Annotated in this window: 17 protein-coding genes; 11 read left to right on the forward strand and 6 right to left on the reverse strand. The window is 70.6% G+C overall.

Annotated elements, in window-relative coordinates; genetic code table 11:
• The first annotated feature begins 11 nt into the window (after positions 1-11).
• Together J3S20_RS22460 and J3S20_RS22465 are read left to right on the forward strand one after the other, a co-directional pair.
• On the forward strand, positions 12-725 hold the full coding sequence (locus J3S20_RS22460; protein WP_216838786.1) for a GntR family transcriptional regulator: 714 nt from the start codon (positions 12-14) through the stop codon (positions 723-725).
• Positions 722-2,881 carry an alpha-ketoacid dehydrogenase subunit alpha/beta gene (locus tag J3S20_RS22465; RefSeq protein ID WP_343215277.1) on the forward strand — a complete coding sequence of 720 codons (2,160 nt, stop codon included), beginning with the start codon at positions 722-724 and terminating at the stop codon, positions 2,879-2,881. Before J3S20_RS22460 ends, J3S20_RS22465 begins: the two co-directional genes overlap by 4 nt.
• 140 nt (positions 2,882-3,021) lie before the next feature.
• Here the strand turns inward: J3S20_RS22465 and J3S20_RS22470 are convergent, their stop codons facing one another.
• A complete protein-coding gene (locus J3S20_RS22470; RefSeq protein ID WP_216838787.1) occupies positions 3,022-4,518 on the reverse strand; it encodes an ABC transporter substrate-binding protein in 1,497 nt (498 codons plus the stop codon).
• A gap of 92 nt (positions 4,519-4,610) precedes the next feature.
• Between J3S20_RS22470 and J3S20_RS22475 the strand changes: the two genes are divergently transcribed.
• Positions 4,611-5,852, forward strand: a complete 1,242-nt coding sequence (locus J3S20_RS22475) for an aminotransferase class III-fold pyridoxal phosphate-dependent enzyme (RefSeq protein WP_216838788.1) — start codon at positions 4,611-4,613, stop codon at positions 5,850-5,852.
• On the opposite strand, the gene J3S20_RS22480 is transcribed toward J3S20_RS22475, so the two are convergent.
• Positions 5,844-7,277, reverse strand: a complete 1,434-nt coding sequence (locus tag J3S20_RS22480; RefSeq protein WP_216838789.1) for an amidase — start codon at positions 7,275-7,277, stop codon at positions 5,844-5,846. The genes J3S20_RS22475 and J3S20_RS22480 overlap by 9 nt on opposite strands.
• Before the next feature lie 104 nt (positions 7,278-7,381).
• On the opposite strand from J3S20_RS22480, the gene J3S20_RS22485 reads away from it, so the two are divergent.
• Both J3S20_RS22485 and J3S20_RS22490 read left to right on the forward strand, forming a co-directional pair.
• A complete protein-coding gene (locus J3S20_RS22485; protein WP_216838790.1) occupies positions 7,382-8,956 on the forward strand; it encodes an ABC transporter substrate-binding protein in 1,575 nt (524 codons plus the stop codon).
• A gap of 74 nt (positions 8,957-9,030) precedes the next feature.
• Positions 9,031-10,563, forward strand: a complete 1,533-nt coding sequence (locus tag J3S20_RS22490) for an ABC transporter substrate-binding protein (protein WP_216838791.1) — start codon at positions 9,031-9,033, stop codon at positions 10,561-10,563.
• Positions 10,564-10,567: 4 nt separating this feature from the next.
• On the opposite strand, the gene J3S20_RS22495 is transcribed toward J3S20_RS22490, so the two are convergent.
• Genes J3S20_RS22495 through J3S20_RS22510 form a run of 4 tightly spaced genes read right to left on the reverse strand, consistent with a single transcriptional unit; the run spans position 10,568 to position 14,254 of the window.
• On the reverse strand, positions 10,568-11,518 hold the full coding sequence (locus J3S20_RS22495; protein ID WP_216838792.1) for an ABC transporter ATP-binding protein: 951 nt from the start codon (positions 11,516-11,518) through the stop codon (positions 10,568-10,570).
• Positions 11,515-12,474, reverse strand: coding sequence for an ABC transporter ATP-binding protein (locus J3S20_RS22500; RefSeq protein WP_216838793.1), 960 nt, complete (start codon positions 12,472-12,474; stop codon positions 11,515-11,517). The genes J3S20_RS22495 and J3S20_RS22500 overlap by 4 nt, the downstream gene beginning before the upstream one ends.
• The gene (locus tag J3S20_RS22505; RefSeq protein WP_216838794.1) at positions 12,471-13,340 is read right to left on the reverse strand and encodes an ABC transporter permease; all 870 of its coding nucleotides are present in this window, start codon (positions 13,338-13,340) and stop codon (positions 12,471-12,473) included. The genes J3S20_RS22500 and J3S20_RS22505 overlap by 4 nt, the downstream gene beginning before the upstream one ends.
• Positions 13,337-14,254, reverse strand: a complete 918-nt coding sequence (locus J3S20_RS22510) for an ABC transporter permease (RefSeq protein WP_216838795.1) — start codon at positions 14,252-14,254, stop codon at positions 13,337-13,339. The genes J3S20_RS22505 and J3S20_RS22510 overlap by 4 nt, the downstream gene beginning before the upstream one ends.
• Positions 14,255-14,523: 269 nt before the next feature.
• Here J3S20_RS22510 and J3S20_RS22515 point away from each other — a divergent pair, with 269 nt between their 5' ends.
• The 6 genes from J3S20_RS22515 to J3S20_RS22540 are packed head-to-tail and all read left to right on the forward strand — an operon-like array spanning position 14,524 to position 22,053.
• On the forward strand, positions 14,524-16,443 hold the full coding sequence (locus J3S20_RS22515) for a methyl-accepting chemotaxis protein (RefSeq protein ID WP_216838796.1): 1,920 nt from the start codon (positions 14,524-14,526) through the stop codon (positions 16,441-16,443).
• Positions 16,444-16,447: 4 nt separating this feature from the next.
• Positions 16,448-17,908 (forward strand): chemotaxis protein CheW, encoded by a 1,461-nt coding sequence (locus J3S20_RS22520; RefSeq protein WP_216838797.1) that lies wholly within the window; start codon positions 16,448-16,450, stop codon positions 17,906-17,908.
• Positions 17,905-19,011, forward strand: coding sequence for a chemotaxis-specific protein-glutamate methyltransferase CheB (gene cheB, locus J3S20_RS22525; RefSeq protein WP_216838798.1), 1,107 nt, complete (start codon positions 17,905-17,907; stop codon positions 19,009-19,011). Before J3S20_RS22520 ends, cheB begins: the two co-directional genes overlap by 4 nt.
• Positions 19,008-19,847: a CheR family methyltransferase gene (locus J3S20_RS22530; RefSeq protein ID WP_216838799.1), complete on the forward strand. Its 840-nt coding sequence runs from the start codon at positions 19,008-19,010 to the stop codon at positions 19,845-19,847. The genes cheB and J3S20_RS22530 overlap by 4 nt, the downstream gene beginning before the upstream one ends.
• Positions 19,844-21,793 carry a chemotaxis protein CheA gene (locus J3S20_RS22535; protein ID WP_216838800.1) on the forward strand — a complete coding sequence of 650 codons (1,950 nt, stop codon included), beginning with the start codon at positions 19,844-19,846 and terminating at the stop codon, positions 21,791-21,793. The genes J3S20_RS22530 and J3S20_RS22535 overlap by 4 nt, the downstream gene beginning before the upstream one ends.
• Positions 21,790-22,053 carry a hypothetical protein gene (locus J3S20_RS22540; RefSeq protein ID WP_216838801.1) on the forward strand — a complete coding sequence of 88 codons (264 nt, stop codon included), beginning with the start codon at positions 21,790-21,792 and terminating at the stop codon, positions 22,051-22,053. Before J3S20_RS22535 ends, J3S20_RS22540 begins: the two co-directional genes overlap by 4 nt.
• Positions 22,054-22,091: the final 38 nt, after the last annotated feature.

Below are 22,091 nucleotides of genomic sequence, written 5' to 3' on the forward strand. Positions count from 1 at the left end.
TGAGCGCAAGCGTGCCCCCCTCCGATGACATCGCCTTCCTCTCCCCCGTGGGGCGGGAGAATCTGACCGGCCGCGTCTATGGCGAATTGCGCAATGCGCTGATGGAAGGCCGCATGCGGCCTGGCCAGCGGCTGAAGATCCGTGAATTGGCGCAGCAGCTCGGCACCTCCGAAACCCCGGTGCGGGAGGCGGTGATGCAGCTGGTTCGGGAACGCGCGCTGCGCATGGAACAGGCCAAGGCCATAACGGTCGCCGGCCTGACGCTGGCGCAGTATCAGGAACTGCGCTTGGTGCGCGCCGCGCTGGAAGGCCTGGCCGCGGAGGCCGCCGCCCGCCACATCACGCCCGCCGAGATCCGCACGCTGGAGCGCAGCCATGCCGAGCTGGTCCGTGCCGAGGCGGCCGGGGAGGCGGCGCCCGCCATCCGCGCCAATTGGCGCTTCCACCACGGCCTGTACCGCGCCGCCGCCATGCCGGAACTGCTGGCGGTGATCGAGGGCATCTGGCTGCGCAACGGCCCGATGCTGACCTATCTCTACCCCGACGCCCGCCCGACCTATCCCGGCCGCCATCGCCACCTGGACATATTGGACGGCCTGCGCGCGCGGGACGCAGCGGCCACGCGGGCCGCGGTGCAGGCGGATATGGAGGAAGGCGGCGCCGGCCTGGTGCGCCACCTGGCTGCGATGGAAAAGGCCGCCCAGAGCAAGGGAAAAGCCGCGTGAAGCTCAGCCCCATTGCCACCGCGACCCCCTGGTTCCGCCTGGAGGTCGAGGAAGCCGACTGGGCGGCGGAGGACCCGGCCGACCTCGCCCGCTGGATGGAACAGCTGCTGCTGATCCGCCGCTTCGAGGAGAAGATCCTCGAGCTGCACGGCGCCGGGCTGATCCATGGCCCCGCCCATGCCTCGATCGGGCAGGAGGGCGGCGCGGTGGGCGCGCTTTCGGTGCTCGGCACCGAGGACAAAATCAACGGCACGCATCGCGCGCATCACCAGATCCTGGCCAAGCTGCTGAACGCCGCGACGCCGGCGGGCTACGACCCGCGCCGTGATTCTGTGCCGGATGCCGCGCAGGACCATGTGCGGCGGACCATGGCGGAGATCATGGGGCTGGCGCAGGGCTACAATGGCGGCCGCGGTGGCTCCATGCATATGCGGATCGCGGAGGCCGGCGTGGTCGGCTCCTCCGCCATCATCGGCGGCAATGTGCCGCATGCGGTGGGCTATGGCCTGGCCGACAAGGTGCTGGGCCGGGAAAACATCTCGGTGGCCTTCTTCGGCGATGGCACGCTGATGGCGGGGCAGACGCTGGAGGCGATCAACCTGGCGGCGCTCTACCGGCTGCCGGTGGTGTTCTTCCTGGAGAACAATTTCTACGCCGTCTCCACCCATGTGCAGGACCAGACACGGGAGACGCGGCTGACGACGCGCGGCGCCATGTTCGGCGTGCCCTCGGTCGAATGCGACGGCATGGATGTGCTGGCGGTGCGGCGCGCGATGCAATGGGCGCGTGACCAGATTGCGGAAACCGGCGGCCCGGTCTTCGTGGAGGCGATCTGCTACCGCTTCCTGCACCAGTCCGGCCCGATGCTCGGCAGCCAGTTCGGCTATCGCGACAAGGCGGAGGAGGAGCTTTGGCGCGCCCGCGATCCCGTCACCACGCTGCCGGCCGTCCTGGACCGGCTGGGCGTGCTGGATGCCGAGGGCCTGGCGCGACTGGAGGCGCGGGTGCGCGCGGTAGTGGACCAGGCCGCGGAGGCGCTGGTGGAAACCCCGCCCGGCGCCAATGCGCCGCAGCTGCGCGACGGCCTGCTGCCGGAGGTGACCGATCTTGAACGCGGCATCCGCGGCGATCTGTCGGAACTGCGCGGGCTGAAGGCGCAGGAAGCGAGCGCCGCGGTGCCGGCGCAGCCGATGAAGTATATCGACGCCATTGCCGCCACCCTGCTGCACAATATGGAGCGCGATCCGCGCATCGTGCTGATCGGCGAGGATATCCACCGGCTGCGCGGCGGCGTCTCCGGCTCCGCCAAGGGGGTGATGGAGAAATTCCCCGAACGCGTCTTCGCCACGCCGATCTGCGAAAATGGTTTCACGGGCATGGCGCTAGGGGCCGCGCTCTGCGGGCTGCGGCCGGTGGTGGACATCATGTTCGGCGACTTCACCATCGTCGCCGCCGACCAGATGTTCAACGGCATCGGCAAATTCGCGCATATGTTCGGCGGCGGCTTCGGCATTCCGCTGGTGGTGCGGGCCCGCGTGTCACCGGCGGCGGGCTATGGGTCGCAGCATTCCATGGACCCGTCCGGGCTGTTCGCCGCCTATCCCGGCTGGCGCATCCTGCATCCCTCCACGCCGCATGACTACGTGGGGCTGATGAATGCGGCGCTGGCCTGCGAGGATCCGGTGCTGATGATCGAGCATCAGGGCCTGTTCCAGACCAGCGGGCCGGTGCCGCAGGACCTCGACTACATCGTGAATTTCGGCAAGGCGCGGGTTGTTCGCCACGGCACGGCCTGCACTGTGCTGACCTATGGCGCCATGGTGCCGGAGACGGAGGCGGCGGTGGCGGAGACCGGCATCGATGCCGAAATCCTCGACCTGCGCTGCCTGGATCTCGAGGGCATGGACTGGCCCGCCATCGAGGCCAGCATCAAGCGCACCAACCGGGTGCTGATCGCGGAGCAGACGGCGCATGGCACCGCGCATGGCGCGCGCTGGGTGGATGAGATCCAGCGCCGCTGCTTCGACTGGCTGGATGCGGAGATCGCGCGCGTGCATGGCAGCCGGGCGGCGCCGGTCGTCTCCCGCCCGCTGAATGCGGCGGCGCTGGCGGATGCGGCGACGGTGGCGGAGGGGCTGCGAAGGTTGATGCGGTAGGCGCGCCCTCTCCCCCCGACGGGGGGGGTTGGACGCATGCGTCCAACGAGGGGTGAGGGGGGTCTTGCGTGTGCTGCGTCTGCGCAGCCCCCCTCACCCAACCCTCTCCCCCCTGCGGGTGGAGAGGGCTCTTGGCCGCCTCAGCCCCCGCGTAGCCCCTGCACGCGGATCAGCCCGTCCGGGATCAGGCGCAGGCCGCTCACCGCTGCGGTGGTGCCGAAGAAGCTCTGCGGGTGCCACAGGTAGATATAGGGGCGGTCGCGCAGCAGCACCTGCATGGCGCGGCCATAGGCGGCCAGGCGCGCGGCCGGATCCACGCTGGTGCGGCCCTCGCGCAGCGCCGCATCGGCCTGCTCGCTGCAATAGCGGCCGCCGTTCAGGCTCTGGCCACAGGCGTTGAAGCCCCACAGATTGCCGTCGACATCGGTGCGGCCGGACCAGGCGATGATCAGCGCCTCAAAATCGCCGGCGGTCCAGGCGCGCAGCAGTGTCGCCACCTCGATCACCTGGATCTCCAGCGCGATCCCGGCCTCCGCCGCCATCGCCTGGATCACCTCCGCCGCCTGGATGTATTCGGTGGTATTGGGGACGGAGAACTTGACCCGTACCCGTTCCTGCCCCGCCTCCCGCAGCAGCGCACGCGCCCGGGCCAGGTCGCGGGCCGGCACCGGCAGGGCGGCGATGTGGTGCGGGTGGCCGGGCGGGGTGGATTGGTTGCCGGGGCGGTACAGCCCCTCGAAGGCCACCTGGTTCAGCGCATTGCGGTCGATCGCCAGTTCCAGCGCCTGCCGCACACGCGGATCCTGGCCGAGCGGGTTCTGGGCGCCGGCGCCATGCGCGACATTGATGGCGATATAGACGGAGGCGAGCGACGGCCCCTCCAGCAGCCGCACCCTCCGGTCTTGCCGGAGCGTTCCGACATCCGAGGGGTTCACCCGCTCGATCACATCCAGCGTGCCGGAGCGGAGATTGGCGGCGCGCACGGTGGTATCCGGGATGGGGCGATAGACCACCCGGTCGAAGTGCAGCGCGCCGGCGTTCCAATAGCCCGGGAAACGCTCCAGCTCGATGCGGTCCTGCGGCACGCGGCGCGTCAGGCGATAGGGGCCGGCGCAGGCGGGCTCCTTCTGGAAATCGGCGCCCAGCACATCGGCCTGGCGCGGCGAGACCAGCATGCCGGCGCGATCCGACAGCGCGGCCAGCAGCGGCGCGAAGGGCTCCGACAGGCGGATGCGGATCTGCATCGGCCCGGCTTCCTCCACCGCCGTCACCGGCCCGAGCTCCCCACGCCGCGTGGAGCCCTGGGCGGAGATGTGGCGGTTCAGCCCGGCGACGGCGGCGGCCGCATCCAGCGCCACGCCGTCATGGAAGGTGACGCCCGGCCGCAGCGTCAGCAGCAGCGCGCGGCCGCCTTCCTGCCATTCCCAGGCAGTGGCGAGCTGCGGCACCAGCGCGCCCTGCTCATCCACCTCGATCAGCTTGTCGCACATCGCCATGAAGACCTGCCGCGCCGCCACGCTGCGCGACAGCGTCGGGTCCAGCACATCGGGGTCCGAGGCGATGCCGATGCGCAGCGTCTGCGCGTGGGCGTGCCCGGCCAAGGTCAGGCCAAGGAGGGCGGCGAAAAGGGCTCGCATGCGATCTGCTCCGTTTCTGCACCGGCATCCTTGAATCGTTTTCGCGCACTGTCACCATATGATATATCGACCCTGAGCCGATGGAGCCCCGGATGCCCGATTCCTATCCCGCCAATCTCAGCCGCGACGCGGCGCTGCGCGAGCGTGCCGGGCGGGTGATCCCCGGCGGCCTCTGGGGCCACCTCAATGCCGCCAGGCTGCCCGCGGGCTACCCGCAATACTACAACCGCGCCGAGGGCTGCCGGCTCTGGGATGTGGATGGGCGGGAGGTGGTGGATTTCATGTCCTCCTGGGGCCCGATCGTGCTCGGCCACCACGACCCGGTGGTGGAGGAAGCGGCACGGCGCCAGGCGCAGCTGGGCGATTGCATGAATGGCCCGGCGCCGGTGCTGGTGGAGCTTGCGGAGCGGCTGGTCGCCACCATCCGGCATGCCGCATGGTGCCTGCTGGCCAAGAACGGCACGGATGCCACCACTGCCTGCGTCACCATCGCCCGCGCCGGCACGCGCCGCCGCAAGGTGCTGGTGGCGCGCGGGTCCTATCACGGCGCGGTGCCATGGTGCTCGCCCTCCACCGCCGGCGTCACGGCCGAGGATCGCGCGCATCTTGTGGCCTACGACTACAACGACGTGGCTTCGGTGCAGGCGGCGGCGGAGATGGCGAAGGGTGACCTGGCCGGTATCCTCGTCACCGCCTTCCGGCACGACATGTCCCGCACGCTGGAATTGCCCGACCCCGCCTTCGCGCAGGCGCTGCGCGCCGTCTGCGACGAGACAGGAGCGGCGCTGATCCTGGATGATGTGCGCGCCGGCTTCCGGCTGGATCTCGGCGGGTCGTGGGAGACGGTGGGCGTGCGGCCGGACCTCGCCGCCTACAGCAAGGCGATCGCCAATGGCCATCCGCTGGCCGCCGTGACCGGCGGCGAATGGCTGCGCCGCGCGGCGACGGAGGTCTTCACCACCGGCTCCTTCTGGTGTGGCGCCGTGCCCATGGCCGCCGCGCTGGCGACGCTGGAGGAATTGGCGCGCATCGACGGCCCGGCGCGGATGCGCGAAATGGGCCAGCGGCTGCGCGACGGCCTTGCCGCCGGTGCGCAGCGGCATGGCCTGCGCATCATCCAGTCCGGCCCGCCGCAGATGCCGCTGCTGCAATTCGCAGGCGATGCCGATTTCCGCCTCGGCGAGGCCTTCTGCGCCGCGGCGCTGGCGGCGGGCGCCTATTTCCACCCGCGCCACAACATGTTCCTCAATTGCGCCCATGACGCCGCGGCGGTGGATCGTGGGCTGGAGGCGGCGGAGGCCGGCTTCGCCGCCGTGGCACGCCTGTCAGGCTGAGGGCGGCCGGTGCTGCGCCCAGGGGCGGTCCAGTTCCAGGATCGCGCCGAGGCGCAGCAGGGACATATCGGCGCCCCAGGGTCCGACCAGCTGCACCGCCGTGGGCAGCCCGTCCTTCGCAAAGCCGGAGGGGATAGTCAGCGCCGGATGGCCGGTCAGGTTGAAGGGGTACATGTAGCTGGACCAGCCCTGGCGAGTGATGCCGCAGAGCTCGCCCTCGATCTCGATCTGGCCATCGGCGGCGTCGAAATCGGCAGGCAGGGCGGTGCGCGTCAGCGTCGGCGTCACCAGCACGTCGTAGCGGCCGAACAGGTCCTGGATGGTGCGGAACAGCCGCGTGCGGGCGAATTGCGCCTCGCGAAACTGGGCCAGGGAAAAGCCCGATCCACGCTCCATGAAGGCCAGCAGCACCGGGTCCATCTGGTTGTGCCATTGCGCCAGATGCGGCGTGCAGCTCACGAAGAAGCCGGCCTGGTACATGATGCGGCCCTGGAACTCCATCCAGTCGATCGCATCCGTCACCTCCTCGACGAAGGCGCCGCGGGCGGCCAGCGCATCGAGGCTGGCCAGCGTATTCTCCGCCATCTCCGCCTGCACCTTAGCGTTGCAGGCGCGCGCGATGTAGCCCACGCGCAGCCCGTGCAGGTCGCCGCCCACCAGCCCCGGCGGCAGCGGCGCGATGCCGGGGCCGCGCAGGCTCTGCGCATCACGCTCGCTGCGCCCGGCGATGACGGAGAGCATCACCGCCGCATCGCTGACGGTGCGCGTCATCGGCCCCGCATAGACGTTGTTCGCAAAAGTGTCGGCGGAGGCTTCCCAGGGCACGCTGCCCAGCGTGGCCTTCAACCCGACCAGGCCGCAGCAGGCCGCCGGGATGCGGACGGAGCCCGCGCCATCCGTGCCCAACCCGAGCGGCCCCAGCCCGGCCGCCACCGCCGCCGCGGCGCCGCCGGAGGACCCGCCAGTGGTGCGCGAGAGGTCCCAGGGATTGCGCGTGGTGCCGAAGCTCGGCCCGTCCGTGATGCCCTTATGGCCGAATTCCGGCATGGTAGTCTTGCCGACCAGGATGCCGCCCGCCGCCTTCAGCCGTGCCGCGGTCGCGTCGTCACGGCTCGGCACATTGCTGGCGAAGATGGCGGAGCCATGCGTGGTCAGCACATCGGCCGTATCGACCTGATCCTTGATGTGCAGCGGCACGCCGTGCAGCGCACCGAGCGCCGCGCCCTCCATCACCGCCTGCTCGGCGCGCCGCGCGGCCGCCATCGCCTGCTCGTGCAGCACGGTCACGAAGCAGTTCAGCCGTGGCTGCTCCCGGTCGATCGCCGTCAGCACCGCCTGCGTAAGTTCCACCGGCGAAAGCCGGCGCCGGCGGATCAGCGCGGCCGCCTGCGTTGCCGGCATGAACAGCAATTCCGTGTCGTCCATCGCCCGTTTCCTTCTTGCGCATCCCGCTTCCTGGGGGCCATGCTGGCATAGGATATATCGAACGGCGAGGGGCCAACCCCGCCAGGGGAAGAGGAAATCGAGGCATGTCCCAAAGCTTGATCGGCCGTCGCGGCTTGATGGCGGGCGGCACGGCGCTCGCCGCCGCCGGCATCATCCGCCCGCAGGGTGCCCGCGCCGCCAGCCAGCTCAACCTGGTGCTGGAATCGGAGGTGGTGATCCTCGACCCCTACATGACCACGGCGGCGATCACGCGGACCTTCGGCTTCCACATCTTCGACACGCTCTATGCGATGGACGGCCAGGGCCGCATCCAGCCGCAGATGGTGGAAAGCCACACCACCTCCGCCGACCGGCTGACCTGGAACTTCACCCTGCGCCCGGGGATGAAGTTCCATGACGGCACGCCCGTCACCTCCACCGATGTGGTGCTGTCGCTGCAGCGCTGGATGCCGAAGGATGCGCTGGGGCGCATGCTGCGGGATGCGCATGCCAGCCTGACGACCAAGGGCACGCTGGGCTTCGAGCTGGTGCTGAAGCGGCCCTTCCCGCTGGTGCTGGATGTGCTCGGCAAGCCCAATGCGCCGGTGCCCTTCATCCTGCCGGAACGCCTGGCGCGCACGCCGGGCGATGCGCGGATCACGGAGATCATCGGCTCCGGCCCCTTCCGCTTCCGCCCGGACCAGTACCGTCCCGGCAACTACATGGTGCTGGAGAAATTCGCGGATTACGTGCCGCGTCGCGAGCCGCCGGATTTCCTCTCCGGCGGCAAGGTGGTGAAGGTGGACAGCCTGTCGCTGCGCGTCATGCCGGACCAGGCGACGGGGGCCACGGCGCTGCTGGCGAATGAGGTGGACTACCAGCAATACGTGCCCTTCGACTGGATCCCGCGCCTGGAACGCTCGCGCGATGTGAAGCTGCTGTCGCTCGGCGGGCTGCACCAGTTCCAGGGCAACTTCCGGCTGAACCATGCCGCGCCGCCCTTCGACGACCCCGCCGTGCGCCGCGTGCTGTGGAAGCTGGTGGACCAGAACACGGTTCTGCAGGCCATCGGCGTGCCGCCGCGCTTCCGCGCGCTGCAGTGCGCCAGCTTCTGGATGTGCGATGCGCCCTACAGCACCGATGCGGGGGCGGAGGCGGCGAAATTCTCCATCGCCGATGCCAAGGCGGAGCTGGCGAAGACCGCCTATCGCGGCCAGCCGGTGCAGTTCCTGCAGGTGGCGGGCTCCATCTCCCAGACCGCCGCGGCGGTGCTGGTCCAGAACATGAAGGAAGCCGGCTTCACGGTGGATGAGCAGCAGATGGATTGGGGCACCGTGCTGGCGCGGCGTGCGCGGCGCGATGGCTGGAGCATGTTCGCCGTCTATTCCAATGGCGTGGACATGCTGACGCCGCTGACGCATTTCTACGTCGCCAATACCTGCGCCGATTATCCCGGCTGGTCCTGCGACGAACGCATTCCGCGCCTGACGCAGGATTTCGCCAATGCCGAGACGCCGGCGGAACGGCAGCGCCTGACGGCGGAAATCCAGCGCCTGGCCTATGAGCTGACGCCGTCGGTGATGTGGGGCCAGTTCACCATCCCGGCGGCCTATCGCACCTCGCTGAGCGGACTGATGGAATCCTCCTTCCCGATCTTCTGGAACGTCGAGAAGGCGTAGCGCCGCTCTCTCCGCTTGCCATCGGGGGCGCGTGGTTCCTACGCTCCCCCGGGTTCAAACGGGGAAGCAATGAGATGACCATAGGACGCAGGACACTCGGCAAGGGGCTGGCCGCCGCGGGCGGCATCACGCTGCTGGGCAGCGAGGCGCAGGCGCAGAAGGCGCAGGACACGCTGCGCCTGGTATTCCGCGATGCGGTGCCGAATATCGATGCCTATTTCAACAGCCAGCGCACCGGCCTGATCCTCGGCCACCAGGCCTGGGACGGGCTGGTGCACCGGGATCCCGAGACCTTCCGCGTAGTTCCGGCCATGGCGACCGAATGGCGCTGGGTGAATCCGCTGCAGCTGGAATTCACGCTGCGCCAGGGCGTGAAGTTCCATGATGGCAGCCCTTTCACCGCGAAGGATGCGGTCTACACCCTGAACACCGTCTCCAACCCCGAAACCCGCGTGGCGACGCCGAGCAACTATGCCTGGATCGATCGCGCGGAGGCGGATGGCGACTTCAAGCTGCGCATCCATCTGAAGCGGCCGACGCCGGCGGCGCTGGACTACCTGGCGCTGGTCACGCCGATCTGGCCGCAGGCCTATCGGGAACGCGTGGGCGCCGAGGGCTACAGCCGCGCGCCGGTCGGCGCCGGGCCCTACAGGATCACGAAGTTCGACGTCGCCAGCGGCGTGGAATACGAGCGCTTCGACGACTATTATGAGGGCGGCCCCAAGGGCAAACCGGCGATCCGCCGCATCACCGTGCGCTTCGTCACCGATGCGGCGACGGAGCTGACGGAGCTGCTGGCGCAGCGCGTGGACTGGATCTGGAACATGAATCCGGACCAGGTGCCCAACGTGAATCGGATTCCCTTCCTGCAGACGCTGCGCCAGGAATCCATGCGCATCGGCTATCTCAGCCTGGATGCGGCCGGCCGCAGCGGCGACACGCCGATGAAGAACCTGAAGGTGCGCCAGGCGGTCTGGCACGCGATCGACCGCAAGACGATCGCGGAGCGCCTGGTCACCGGCGGGTCCCGCGTGCCGGTGGCGCCCTGCTACCCGAGCCAGTTCGGCTGCAACGCCGATGCTGCCATGCAGTACGACTACAACCCGGACAAGGCGAAGCAGCTTCTGGCGGAGGCTGGCTACCCGAACGGCTTCGACATCGAGCTGACCAGCTACGTCCAGCCGCGCCAATGGTCCGAGGCGGTGCAGAGCTACCTGCAGGCCGTCGGCATCCGCGCGCGGCTGAACCTGCTGCAGGTGGCCGCGCAGATCCAGCGCGCCTGGCGCGGGGAGCTGGCCATGTCGATGGGCAGCTGGGGCAGCTATTCGATCAACGACGTCTCCGCCATCCTGCCCAACTTCTTCGGCGACACCAACGACGACTATGCCCGCGATCCGGAGCTGCAGCGCCTGCTGGTGGAGGGCGGCTCCTCGGCGGATGAGGCGGTGCGCAACGCCGCCTATTCCGCCGCCATCAAGCGCATCACGGAACAGGCCTACTGGGTGCCGCTGCACACCTACGTCAATACCTACGCCTTCGCGCGCACGCTCGACTTCAAGGCCTTTCCGGACGAGCTGCCGCGCTTCTACCTGGCGAAGTGGAAGTAGAGCCTTACCCTTCCAGGTGACATTCGACGAGGCCCGCCGCGGAGGTGGTGGGCCTCGGCACCTCCGTCGCGCAGGGCGCGAAGACTTTTGGGCAGCGCGGATGGAAGCGGCAGCCGGGCGGCACGTTGGCCGGGTCCGGCATGATGTCGCCGAGGCCCACATCCGGCACGCCGAGCCCGGGTTCCGGCGTCAGCACGCTGGCGAGCAGCGCCTGGGTGTAGGGGTGGCGCGGATTGGCGAACAGGGCCTCGCTTTCCTGCCGCTCCACGATGCGGCCGAGATACATCACGGCCACCTCGCTGGCCACGTGTTCGACCACCGCCAGGTTATGGCTGATGAACAGATAGGTCAGGCCAAGGTCGCGGCGCAGCTCATCCAGCAGGTTCAGGATCTGCGCCTGCACGGAGACGTCGAGCGCGCTGGTCGGTTCGTCGCAGATGACGATGCGCGGCCGCAGCACCAGCGCGCGGGCGATGGCCACGCGCTGCCGCTGGCCGCCGGATAGCTGGGACGGGAAGCGCCCGCCCTGTTCCGCGGAAAGCCCCGCGCGTTCCAGCGCCTCCGCCACCCGCCGCGCCACCGTCGCGCGGTCGATATCCCCCTGCGCCACCAGCGGCATCGCCACGATGTCCTGCACCCGGCGGCGTGGGTTGAGCGAGGAGAAGGGGTCCTGGAACACCGGCTGGATCAGCCGCGCGCGCGCCTTGCGGTCCATCGCGGAAAGCCGCTGGCCATCTACCAGCACCTCCCCGGATGTTGGCGGCAGCAGGCCGAGGATCATGCGGGCCAGCGTGGATTTGCCGCAGCCGCTTTCCCCCACCACGCCGAGCACGCTGCCCGGTGGCACGGCGAAGGAGACGCCATCCACCGCGCGCACCTGGCGCGGCGGCGCGAAAAGGCCCTGGCGGACATTGAAGATGCGGCGCAGGTCGCGCACCTCGATGGCCGGCGTCATGCGGCCAGGTCCAGCGTGCACAGCACCTCATGCCCCGGCCCCGCCTGATGGCGCGGGATCGGGCCCGTGCAGGCGGCGTGGGCGTAGTCGCAGCGATCGCGGAAGGCGCAGCCCGCAAAACCGGGCGGAATGCGCGGCACCACGCCGGGGATGCTGCCCAGCGGATCGCCGCGCTTCACCTTGCCCGGCACCGGCACGCAGGCCAGCAGGCCGCGCGTATAGGGGTGGCGCGGATGGGCGAAAAGCTCCGCCGTCGGCGCGGATTCCACGACCTCGCCCGCATACATGACGGAGACGCGGTCGGCGATGCGCGCGACCACACCGAGGTCATGCGTGATCAGCAGGATGCCGAGGCCGAGGTCGCGTTGCAGCCCGGCCAGAAGCCGCAGGATCTGCGCCTGCACCGTCACGTCCAGCGCCGTGGTGGGCTCGTCCGCGATCAGCAATTCGGGGTCGCACATCAGCGCCATGGCGATCATCACCCGCTGCCGCAACCCGCCCGAAAGCTGGTGCGGGAACTGCCCGAGCCGCAGCCCGGGCGCGGTGATGCCGACACGGCCCAGCAGCTCCGCGGCGCGGTCCACCGCCTGGGCGCGAGTCGCGCCGCGGTGGCGGCGCAGCACCTCCGTCATCTGGCTGCCCACCGTATAGGCGGGGTTCAGGCTGGTCATCGGTTCCTGGAAGATCATCGCCATGCGGTCGCCGCGCAGGCGGGACATCGCGCGCTCATCCAGCCCGCCGATCTCCTGCCCGGCGAAGCGCAGCGCCGAGGCCTCCCGTTGCCCGCCGCGCGCCAAAAGCCCCATGATGGCGAGCGAGGTGACGGATTTGCCGCAGCCGCTTTCGCCGACCAGGCAATGCGTCTCCCCCTTCCGGACCGCCAGCGAAGCCCCGCGCACCGCGGCGGTGCCGCCGAAAGTCACGCGCAGATCCTGCACCTCGAGAAGTGCGGTCACCGCGTAAGGTCCGTGCCGAGCATGTCGCGCAGCGCATCCCCCAGCAGGTTCACGCCGAAGACCAGCACAAACAGCGCGACGCCCGGCACCAGGATGACCCAGGGGGTGAAGAACATGTATTCCTTCGCCTCCGAGATCATCAGGCCCCAGGATGGCAGCGGCGCCGGCACGCCGAGGCCGAGGAAGGACAGCGCCGCCTCCAGCAGGATGGCCAGCGCCATTTCCAGCGTCGCCACAACGGCCAGATGCGTCGCGATATTGGGCAGGATTTCCCGCAGCAGCACGCTGGCGTGGGAGGAACCGGCGCACCAGGCCGCGCTGACATAATCCAGCGTGCGCAGTTGCATGGTGGTGGAGCGTGCGACGACGGCGAAGCGGTCCCACAGCAGCAGGCCGAGCACCAGGATCACCAGCAGGAAGCTGGTCCCCAACAGCCCCGCCACGGCCAGCGCCACCAGCACGACGGGAATGGAAAGCCGCGCCGTGATCAGGAACATCACGACATCATCCACCCGCCCACCATAGAAGCCGCCCAGCACGCCGAGCGTGGTGCCGATGACGCCGGAGGTGATGACGGTGGCGACGCCGATGATCAGCGAAATCCGCGCGCCATAGATCAGCCGCGACAGATAGTCCCGCCCCAGCTGGTCCGTGCCCAGCCAATTGGCCGGCGTGCCACCCTCCATCCAGGCGGGCGGCACCAGGCGCCGGCCGAGGTCGATGGCGTAGGGATCATAGGGCGCGATCCAGGGCGCGACGATCGCCACCACCACCACCAGGCCCACGATCAGCGCGCCGATCACGAAGGTGGCGTTGCGCAGCAGCCGCCGCGTGGCGCCGCTGCCGGGCAGGACGGCCCCGCTCATGAGGTGCGCAGCCGCGGATCGAGCACCGCGTTCAGCAGATCCGCCAGCAGGGTCAGCGCGATATAGATCAGCGCCAGCACCAGGATCACCGCCTGCACCACGGGAAAGTCGTTCTTGCTGATGCTCTCCCAGGCCAGGTAGCCGACGCCATGCATGGCGAAAACGGTCTCAATCACGATGGAGCCACCCAGCATGAAGCCCAGCTGCACGGCGGCAATGGACACAACCGGGATCGCCGCATTCCGGAAGCCGTGCTTCACCAGGATGGAGAGGCGGGACAGCCCCTTGGCACGCGCCGTGCGGATGTAGTCCGACGACAACGCCTCGATCATCCCGCTGCGCGTCAGGCGCATCAGGGACGGGATGGCGGAGAAGGACAGCACGATGCCGGGCATCACGTAGTACTCCCACCCGCCCGTGCCCGAGATCGGCAGCCAGCCAAGGTTCAGCCCCAGCACCACCATCAGGATCAGCCCGAGCCAGAAGGAGGGCATGGCCTGGCCCACCAGCGCCACCAGCATCACGCCGCGATCCACGTAGCTGCCTTCCCGCACCGCCGCGATGATGCCGAGCGGCAGCGCCACCACCAGCGCCAGCGCCAGCCCGACAAGGCCGAGTGTCAGCGTGATGGGCAGGCGGTGAGCGATGAGGTTCGCGACGCGGTCCTTGAAGAAGTAGCTCTCGCCGAAATCGCCCTGCACGGCGCGCAGCAGCCAATCGAAGTATTGCTGTGCCAGCGGCCGGTTCAGCCCATAGGCCTGGCGGATCAGTTCCACATCCTGCTGCGTCGCATTCGGCCCGGCGATGGAAATGGCAAGGTCGCCCGAAAGGCGCGTGAGCAGGAAGCTCAGCGTCAAGACCGTCAGGGCCACCAGGATCGCGACGGTGAACCGGCGCAGGATGAAACGGACCATGTGCAGCCAGCCTAGCCATGCGTTCCACGACCTGGCAAGCGCCCTGTCCCTGGGCAGCACGCGCCGACGGCCTGCCGAATGATCGCCCCTTCCTTCCGCGCCGCGTCCTGCGCGCCATGATGATCTTCGCGACCTGGCCTCCGGCCAGGGCCGGTACCGCTCGTCACGCCGCCGCAAACAAGATAGGAGAGGGCTGCCTGACCACGCCGCACGGATCGGAGGTGGGGAACGGTCGGCACTTGGCAACCTCGTCGCATCCTGGATGAACAATGGCGCTGGTGAAGACGACGACGCTGACGGGCCGCTTGAAGGTCCCGGGGGCCCCCTCCCCGGACAGCCAACGCCCCGCGCCGAAATCCCCGCCACGGCGCAAGCCCGCCGCCGGGCAGGACAATGCCGGCGACCGTATGGCCGCCGCCAGCCTGGAGCTGGCCGGCGGCATCACCGAAGCGGCCAGCGCCGTGGAGGAGCTCCGCGGCTCGCTGACCATGATCGCCTCGGGCGCGGAGGAAGCTGCCGGCGCGGCCCATGAATCGCTGGCCGCCGTGGTCGGCATGGCCGCGGCCTTCGAGCAGGCGCGCGAGCTGGCGGAGACCTCGCGCCAGCGCACCGATGCGCTGCAGGCGCTGCTGAGCCAGTCCGCCGCCGCGATCGATGCCTCGATCCACGCCGTGGGCGCGAATGCGCAGCGGCAATTGGCGGTGGTCGAGGTGGTGGGGGCGCTGGAGGCGCATGCCGCCCGGATCGGCGAGATCACCCGGAGCGTCGCGGATATCGCCGACCAGACCAACCTGCTTGCGCTGAACGCGGCGATCGAGGCGGCGCGCGCGGGCGATGAGGGCCGCGGCTTCGCCGTGATCGCGGACGAGATCCGCGCCCTGGCCCAGGCGGCGGAGCAGCGGTCGCTGGACATCAAGACCCTGGCCGATTCCATCGCCGCCTCGGTGCGCGACGTGGCCGGCCGCCTGCGGGAGGCCGCGGCGGTGGCGGAGGCCGAGGCCCAGGCCGCCGCGCGGGTCGGCACCACGCTGGTCTCGATCCGCAGCGAGATGGCCGCATTGGGCGAGGAAAGCCAGTCCATCCTCAGTGCCGCCGTCGATGCCGTCACCGCCATCAGCGAGGCGCGCAAGGGATCCGAGATCATCTCCAGCGCCGCGGAGGAACAGGCCGCGGCCACCGCGCAGGCCCAGGCGGCGGTCGAACAGCAGGCCACGGCGCTCGACCAGAGCCAGTCCGCCGCGGCCGCGCTGGCCGAGATGGCGGACCGCCTGGTCCGCGGCACGGGCATGGAGCCAGCGCAGGGCTCGGCCGCGGCCGCCGAGGAATTCTCGGCGACGGTGCAGGAGCTGTCCGGTTCGGCGAGCGAGATCCTGGTCGCCATCGAGCAGATCAGCCGTGGCGCCCAGCTGCAGGCGGCGGCGACGCAGCAGGCAGGCACCGCCATGACGCAGATCGAGACCACCGCGCGCAGCTTTGATGCCAGCGCGCGCGCGCAGGTGGCCCGGGTGGCGGCGATCCAGGCGCAGCTGGCCGAGGGCCGGCTGGCCGTCGCGGGCCTCGCCGAGGGCGTGGCCAGGGCGGTTGCCGGCAACAAGGACGTGCAGGCGCTGATCGAGGGGCTGGAGACACAGGCGACCGCGGTAGGCCGCGTGGTCGATGGCCTGGGCCTGATCGCCGTGCAGACGACGATGCTGGCGACCAGCGGTGGGGTGGAGGCGGCGCGCGCCGGCGAGGCCGGTCGTGGCTTCGCCGTGGTCTCGGGCGATGTCCGGACGCTGGCCCGCGACGCGGCGCAGAACGCGGAATCGGTGAAGGACCTCCTGGTCGCGATCGTCGCCCGCATCGCCCGGGTGCGGCGCGAGGTCGACCAGATCGCGCTGATCTCGGAGGCCGAGATCCAGCGGAACCAGACCCTGGAGGAGCGGCTGGGCCTGGTGGCCCAGGATAGCCAGAACCTGCAGACCGGCGCCGAGGATCTCGCCCGCACCAGCCGGACCATCGTGGCGGCGAGTGCGGAGGTGCTGTCCGGCATCGGCCAGATCGCCTCGGCGGCCGAACAGGCGAGCGGGGCTGCGACCCAGGCGGCGGCGGCGGCGCGCGAGCAGTCGCAGACCGCCGAGGACCTGGCCGTCGCGATCGAGGAGATCGCCCTGCTGGCGCATGAGCTGCAGCAGGCGCCGGATCGCTAGGGCCGTGCCCAGCCACAGGCTGACAGTGCGGGCGGGCGGGATGCGCCTGGCGCTGGCGGGCAGCGGCGTGGCGGAAGTGATCCGCCCGCCCCGGATGACCCGCGTGCCGAATGGCCCGCCGGGGCTGCTGGGCATCATGCCGCTGCGCGGCACGGTGCTGCCGGTGCTGTCGCTGCGCCAGTTGCTGGATGCGGCGGCCCCAGTGGATGCTCCGGTGGAGGCTTCGGTGGAGGCCTCGGTGGAGCGCATCGTGGTGCTGCGCCACGACCCGCCGCTCGGCCTGGCCGTCGATGCCGTCGAATCCTTCCTGGCCCTGGACGGGCCGGCACCGCCGGTGCAGGCCCGGCTGCTGCTGGAAGACGGGGAGGACGCCGAGGCGCTGGACCTGGCGGCGATCCTGCGCGCGCGCTTCGCCATGACGGCCCGCGCTGCCAGGGGCCGCGCCGCACCAGGCCTGCAGGTAGGGACGGGCCCGGCCGCCCCCGCCCGGCGGGACCAGGCCTTCCTGGCATTCACCCTCGCGGGCCAGGATTTCGCGCTGCCGCTCGACAGCGTGGCGGAGGTGCTGGCCCTGCCCGGCTTCATCGCCGCCCTGCCGCAGACCGAGGAGATCCTGCTGGGCGTCTTCACCCTGCGCGATGCGGTGCTGCCGGCCCTGTCGTTGCGCCTGCTGCTCGGCCTGCCGCACCGGCCGCCCACGGGCCGGGAGCAGGTCGTGGTGACGCAGGTGGTGGGCCAGCGCATGGCGCTGGTGGTGGACCGCATCAGCACCATCCTGCGCGTGGCGCCCGACCGCCTGGGCCCAGCGCCGAGCCTGTTCAACACGGGCGGCGGCGAGGCGCGCATCGACCGGGTGCTGCGCCAGGCGGATGGGCGCGGCGTGGTGGCGATCCTCTCGCCCGCCGGCCTCCTCGCCGATGACCGCGTCGCGGCGCAGCTGGCGGCGGTGGATCAGCAGAAGGATGAGAGCATGGCGACCGCGGCATCCCCCCTCGCCGTGGCGCGCGAACGCCTGCTGGTGATCCGCCTCGGCAGCGAAAGCTACGGCCTGCCGATCGGCGCCGTCGATGAGGTGGTGCGCCGGCCCGATACGCTGGTGCGCCTGCCGAAGGCGCCGGATTACGTGCGGGGCCTGCTGAACCTGCGCGGTCGCGTGATCCCGGTCATCGACCAGCGCCGCCGCTTCGGCCTGGCGGGCGACAGCGAGGCGGCGGAGCGCATCATCGTCCTCACCCTGGGCGGGCTGCAGGCCGGCTTCACGGTGGATGCGGTGACGGAAATCCTGGAAGTCGCGGCGGAGGACATCCTGCCGGCGCCGCAGCTGGCGGGCACCGGTGCCGGCCAGTTCGACCGCGCCATCGAACGCGATGGCCGCGTGATCCTGCTGATCGACCCGGCGGCGCTGCTGAACCAGGCGGAGGCCGACCTGCTGCGGGACCTGGCGGCGAGCCCCTCCACCGCATGATCAGGATCCTGATCGTCGATGATTCCGCGCTGATGCGCCGGGTCCTGGGCAGGGCCTTCGAGGCGGATGGCGGTTTCGAGCTGGCCTTCGCGCGCGACGGAACGGAGGCGCTGGTCCAGCTGCATGCCTTCCGGCCAGATGTCGTCACGCTCGATGTGCAGATGCCGCGGATGGATGGGCTGCGCTGCCTCGACCGGATCATGGTGGAGCGCCCCTGCCCGGTGGTCATGGTATCCGCCCTGACCTCGGAAGGCGCCGAGGCGACGCTGGAAGCGCTGGATCTGGGCGCGGTGGATTTCGTGCCGAAGCCGGGCGGCGTGGTCTCGCTCGCCATCGACGATTTCGCGCCCCTCCTCATCGAGAGGGTGCGCGCCGCCAGCCAGATCCGCCTGCGCCGCTCGCACCGGCTGGCGGAGCGTCTTCGGGCCCGCACGCCCGCGCCCCGGCCGGCCCCGCCCGTGTCCGCCCCGCCCGTGTCCGCCCCGCCGGGGGCGGGCGGCACTCTGCCGGCGGCGGGCGGCGCGCTGCCGGGCCTCGTGATCATCGGCACCTCCACCGGCGGCCCGCCGGCGCTGGAGGCGGTGCTGGCGCCGCTGCCGGCCAGCTTCCCCTGGCCGATCCTGGTGGCCCAGCACATGCCGGCCGCCTTCACCGCCTCCCTCGCCCGGCGCCTCGATGACCTCTGCGCGCTGCAGGTGACGGAGGTCACCCGCCCGATGCCGATCACGCCCGGCGTCGTGCATATCGCCCGCGGCGATGCGGATATGATGGTCAGCCTGCGCGCCGGCGGCCCCATCGTCCTGCCGGCGCCGGCCGGTCCGGCCCATCGCTGGCATCCCAGCGTCGATCGCCTGGTGACCAGCGCCATGGCCCATCTGCCGCCGCAACAGCTGATCGGCGTGCTGATGACCGGCATGGGCAATGACGGCGCCGCCGCCATGGCCGCGCTGCACCAGGCGGGCGGGCGCACCATCGCGGAGGCGGAGGACACCGCCGCGGTCTGGGGCATGCCCGGCGAGCTGGTGAAGGCGGGCGGCGCCGGCCTGGTCGCGCCGCTCGAAGCCATCGCCGCGCGCCTGGCGGCGCTGGTCGCAGTGCCATGACCGGGGCCGCACGCCTGACTGCCGAGCAGCTGCAGCGCCTCAGTGCGTTCGTCTACCGCCAGACCGGCATGCTGTTCGGTGAGACCAAGCGCTACTACATCGAGCGGCGGCTCGCGGAGCGCTACACCGCCACGGGCATCGGCGACTTCGCCAGCTATCTCGGCCACCTGCGCAGCGATGCGACGGAGCGCGAGACGCTGGTGAATGCCTTCACGATCAACGAAACCTATTTCTACCGCGAGGAGCACCAGCTGGCCTGCCTGTCCCGGGCGCTGCTGCCGGCGCTGATCGCCACGCGGCGGCCGGGCGACAAGATCCGCATCTGGTCCCTGCCCTGCTCGACCGGGGAGGAGGCCTATTCCATCGCCATCTGGCTGCTGGAGAACTGGCGCCTGGTCGATGCCTACAACATCGAGATCATCGGCTCCGACATCGACACGCGCGCGCTGGAAGCGGCGCGGGAAGGCCTGTACGGCGAGCGCGCCCTGTCCCGGCTGCCGCCCAGGCTGCGCGACTGCTATTTCGAACCGGTCCGGCGGCACCGGCGGCGGATCATCCGTGACCTGCGGGAATCGGTGAGCTTCGCCCCCGCCAACCTGGTCGATGCCGCGAGCATGGCCGTGCATGGGGTCTTCGACGTGATCTTCTGCCGCAACGTGCTGATCTACTTCGACGACGAGTCCCGGCTGCTCGCGGCCGGCACGCTGTATGACCGGCTGGCGCCCGGCGGCTTCCTCTGCCTCGGCCACACCGAGTCCATGAGCCGCATCAGCCCCCGCTTCGAGATCTGCCGTTTCGAGGACGCGACGGTGTTCCAGCGGCCCGCCGACGCATGAGCCAGGAGCTGATGGCCCAGTTCCTGGTGGAGGGACGCGAGCTGGTCGCCGAGGCGGCGCGCGGGCTTTCGGCACTGGCGCTGCAACCGGGGGACGCAGCCGCGATGGAGGCCTGCTTCCGCGCTCTGCACACGCTGAAGGGTTCGACCGGCCTGTTCGATCTGGAGGCCATGGGCCGGCTGCTGCATGCCGCCGAGGACCGGCTGACCGCCATCCGCGACGGCGCCGCCGGAGACCTCGATGCGCTGGTGGCGATGCTGGACCAGGTGGATCGCTGGCTGGATTCGCTGGAACGGCACGGACGGCTGCCCGCCGATGCGACCGCCATTGGCCAGGCGCTGGCCGGGCACATTCGCGAAGAGGCGCCGACCGAGGCGCCGCCCGCGGGGGCCGCCTGGACCATTCCGGCGGAATTCGCCGGGCTCGCCGGCACCGCCCTGCGCTACGTGCCGCGCGAGGACTGCTTCTACCTTGGCGACGACCCGATCGCCATCGCCTCCGCCATCCCGCGGCTGACGGCGCTGCGCGTCTCGCTGCGCGCGCCCTGGGACCCTTCCGAACCCTACGATCCCTTCACCTGCAACCTGGTCGTCGAGGCCGTCTCGGCGGCGCCGCGGGCGGAGGTCGAGGCGGGCTTCCGGCTGGTCGCCGATCAGGTGCAGTTCGCCGATCTCGTCGTCCCGAAGGCGGTTGACCGGGAGGCGGTCGCCCCTGAGGAGGTCGCCCCAGGGGACGTCACCCCAGGGGAAGTTGCCCCGGAGCAGGGTGGGGGTGCGCGGCGCAGCCTGCGGGTGGATGCGGCGCGGCTCGACCGGCTGGCGGCCCTCGCGGACGACCTGGTCATTGCCAAGGCGGGGCTGGCGGGGCTCGCCGCCCAGGTCGAAGCGCTGCCGGGCGGCCACGCGCTGGGCCAGGCGCTGCGCGCCAGGCAGGCGCGGCTCGACCGCCTGGCGGGCGATCTGCACGCCACGATCGGGCGGGTGCGCCTGGTGCCGCTCGCGCCGCTCTTCGCCCGCTTCCCCCGCCTGGTGCGCGACATTGCGGGCTCCCTAAGCAAGATAGCGGCGCTGGAGGTGGTGGGCGGGGAGGTCGAGGTCGACAAGGCGGTGGTGGACGCGCTGGCGGACCCCTTGCTGCACGTCCTGCGCAATGCGCTGGACCATGGCATCGAGGACCCCGCAAGGCGCCGCCGCGCCGGCAAGCCGGAAGCCGGCCAGATCCGCCTGGCCGCGCGCGTGGACGGCGACCAGGTGGTCATCGAGGTGACGGATGATGGCGCCGGCATCGATCCTGTCACCATCCGGGACCTGGCCCTGCAGCGGGGCCTGCTGGCGCCGGAGGAGGCCGCCAGGCTGGACGACGCGGCCGCGATCGACCTGATCTTCGCCCCGGGCTTCTCCACCGCCGCTTCCGTCACCACGCTTTCGGGCCGCGGGGTCGGCATGGATGTGGTGCGCTCCGCCGCCGCCGGCCTCGGCGGCAAGGTCGCCGTGACCAGCACTCCCGGACAGGGAACGCAGGTGCAGTTCCGCCTGCCGCTTGCCATGGCGCTGGTCCGGATCCTCGTGGTCGCCTGCGGCACAGAAACCTATGGCCTGCCGCTGGATGCGGTGGTCGAGACGGCGCGCCTGACGCCGGACCGCGTCGTGCCGATCCGGTCCGGGCGGGCCTTCCAGCTTCGCGACCAGGTGCTGCCGCTAGTCAGGCTGGCTGACCTGGTCGGCGCAGGCGGCGCGGCAGCAGCGGGGCAGGGTGAACGCGTTGTCATTGCCACGGTTCGCGGCCAACAGGTAGGCTTCGCCGTTGATGCCTTCGTCGATCGCATGGATGCCGCATTGCGTCCCATGGGGGGCCTGCTGGCCCAGGCACCGGGGCTGATGGGCACGACCCTGCTGGCGGATGGAGGTGTGCTGATGGTCCTTGACCTGGCGGAGCTCGTCGCATGACGGTCCGGCTCGACGATACCGTCATCCGCCTGGAAGGCGCCTGCCACCTCGAGGATGCAGATGCGCTGACGATTCTGCTGCAGACCGGCGAGGCCAGGCCCGTGGACCTTTCCGCCTGCGAGGCGCTGCACGCGGCCGTGGTACAGGCCCTTCTCGCCCTGAAGCCCAGCCTGACCGGCCTGCCCCCCTCGCCCTTCCTGCGCGATCTGCTGCTGCCGGCCCTTGCGGTGGAGAGACAGGCCCGGCCGTCCAATCTATAAGGCCCCAACGGTTTCCCCATGCCGTGACCTGCAGGAGA

Source organism: Falsiroseomonas tokyonensis, assembly GCF_019024325.1.
Taxonomy (GTDB): Bacteria; Pseudomonadota; Alphaproteobacteria; order Acetobacterales; family Acetobacteraceae; genus Falsiroseomonas; species Falsiroseomonas tokyonensis.